This is a genomic window from Vibrio sp. 10N.222.48.A3 (genome assembly GCF_041475345.1).
Classification (GTDB): domain Bacteria; phylum Pseudomonadota; class Gammaproteobacteria; order Enterobacterales; family Vibrionaceae; genus Vibrio; species Vibrio tasmaniensis_A.
Genome location: NZ_JBFRVX010000693.1, coordinates 1 through 2,063 on the forward strand (window position 1 = coordinate 1; position 2,063 = coordinate 2,063).

The following is a 2,063-nucleotide window of genomic DNA, read 5'->3' on the forward strand; positions in this document are numbered from 1 at the left end:
CACGGTGAGAAAGGCACAACTTGGGAAGGTGGCGTAAGAGCCCCTGCACTGGTTAGCTGGCCGGGTAAAATCCCAGCGGGTACTGTAGGCAATGGCATCTTTGATGGTATGGATTGGTTACCCACTCTTGTCGCTGCGGCTGGTGGTCCAACGGATCTAAAAGAAAAACTGCTGAAAGGTCACGATGGCTTTAAAGCGCACCTTGATGGTTACAACCAAGTGGATATGCTGACTGAGAAAGGTGAGTCAAACCGTAAAGAGATCTACTACTACGAACGAGACAAGCTGCAAGCGGTTCGTGTTGGTGATTGGAAGGCGCACTTTGTGGTCCAAAATCATGGCTGGAGTGGTCCGAAAGAGGAGCTAAATGCACCATTACTGTTTAACTTACGTCGTGACCCATACGAGAGAGCGGCGGAAGAGTCGGGCATGTACTTGAAGTGGATGGGGCAAAAAATGTGGGCATTTGGTCCTGCTCAAGCTGCTGTACAACAACATCTAGCAACCTTCCAAGAGTGGCCCCCAGTGACACCAGATTTACCAGCTGAAAAAACAGGTGGTGTGGGTAACTAATACGCACTTGTAAAAACTAAGTGCCCGGTTAACAAACCGTTGACTGGGCATTTTTTGTTTGGTCTATCAATCTTTTCTTTGAGTAAAAATAAGCCCGAGTTAATAGAGTTCTGAGTAGATGGTAGCGCAAGCTAATCCCCAAGAGGCAACTTATAGCTGTTTTTCAACTCTTTAACCGAGATATTCGACTGAATCGCACTTACACCTTTTACTCGTCTGATCGAGCTAATACGCTCAAAGTACTCTTCTAAATCTTTCGCTAGCACTTGAATCATATAGTCGGCGCCGCCTGCAATACAGTGACACATAGGAATCCAATCGGTTACTTCGACAAACTCTTCAAACGGTTCTGTGTTTTCTACTTCATGGTTACCTAAGGTCACAAGAGTAAAACCAGCCACATGAAAACCAAGCTTTTTGCGGTTTAGCTTCGCGGCGTAACCATCGATATAACCCGTCTCTTCCATGCGTTTCCAACGGCGCCAACATGGGGTTTCGCTGAGGTTCACTTTCTCTGCGAGCTTGCTGTTGCTCATGCGTCCGTCTTGTTGGATATGTTCTAAGATGGCGATATCTGTGTCATCTAACACTTCTTTGGTGGATTCTTTCTGTTTCATGGTGTTTTTAGGAAGGTCTTGCTCAAATTTGCATTAATATTAGCCTATATAGCAATTTAATTCCTAGTCGAATCTGTAAACTCTCTCCGTATAAATACTTTACTTATTAGGAGTGAGAGGAAATGAGCTCTCAATTAATGCTGGCGTTCTTGCTATTTTCAACATCAATTGCAATTACACCTGGGGCAGGCAATATCGCATTACTTGGGATTTCAAGTCGTTATGGATTTGCTGCGACTTTACCTTTTATCTCTGGGAACGCTGTTGGCATCATCATCGTACTGGCAGGATCCAGTGTCGGATTGGTGAGTCTATTTACCCTTTACCCAGATCTTTATAACATTTTGAAATACGTGGGTGCGGCTTACTTGCTGTTTATGGCGTGGTCGATTGCGAACATGCAAATCGAAGAAAGCACCACAGATAAACGTTCAGGTTTTATGTCAGGTGTGTTGGTGCAGGTGTTAAACCCTAAAGGTTGGATAGCTTCATTAACCGTGTTTTCGCAATTCATTACTCCGAATGCAGATTACTTGATTCAAGTAGTGACCATTATCGCGGGTATGGTGATTACCGGTGTGCCGTGCATGTTGGTGTGGGCGTATTGCGGCACCATGCTGAAAAAATTACTGCAATCACCAAAACAGATGATGTTTGTGAACCGTTGCTTGGGTGGAAGCTTAGCGATGGTGGTTGCCTTTATGCTTTATCAACCGGCATAAATCACAAGGAAAAAAACCACTCCTAAATCCATAGGAGTGGTGTCTAAATGTCGACTAAGTCGTTAACAGTAAAGAATTAAGTTAACAAATATTTAAGGAACTTGAGTTAAAAGCTTTTATGCCTAGAAGCTTTTAAGTTTTAAGTTTTAAG

The 2,063-nt window shown here is 43.7% G+C and carries 2 protein-coding genes and 1 pseudogene; 2 read left to right on the forward strand and 1 reads right to left on the reverse strand.

The window, feature by feature from the left end; genetic code table 11:
• A pseudogene (locus AB4653_RS18510) lies at positions 1 to 573 on the forward strand (arylsulfatase); the annotation flags it as partial.
• A gap of 131 nt (positions 574 to 704) precedes the next feature.
• On the opposite strand, the gene AB4653_RS18515 reads toward AB4653_RS18510, so the two are convergent.
• On the reverse strand, positions 705 to 1,190 hold the full coding sequence (locus AB4653_RS18515) for an Lrp/AsnC family transcriptional regulator (RefSeq protein WP_004736367.1): 486 nt from the start codon (positions 1,188 to 1,190) through the stop codon (positions 705 to 707).
• 122 nt (positions 1,191 to 1,312) lie between these two features.
• Here AB4653_RS18515 and AB4653_RS18520 point away from each other — a divergent pair, with 122 nt between their 5' ends.
• Positions 1,313 to 1,912 (forward strand): LysE family translocator, encoded by a 600-nt coding sequence (locus AB4653_RS18520; RefSeq protein WP_009847210.1) that lies wholly within the window; start codon positions 1,313 to 1,315, stop codon positions 1,910 to 1,912.
• Positions 1,913 to 2,063: the final 151 nt, after the last annotated feature.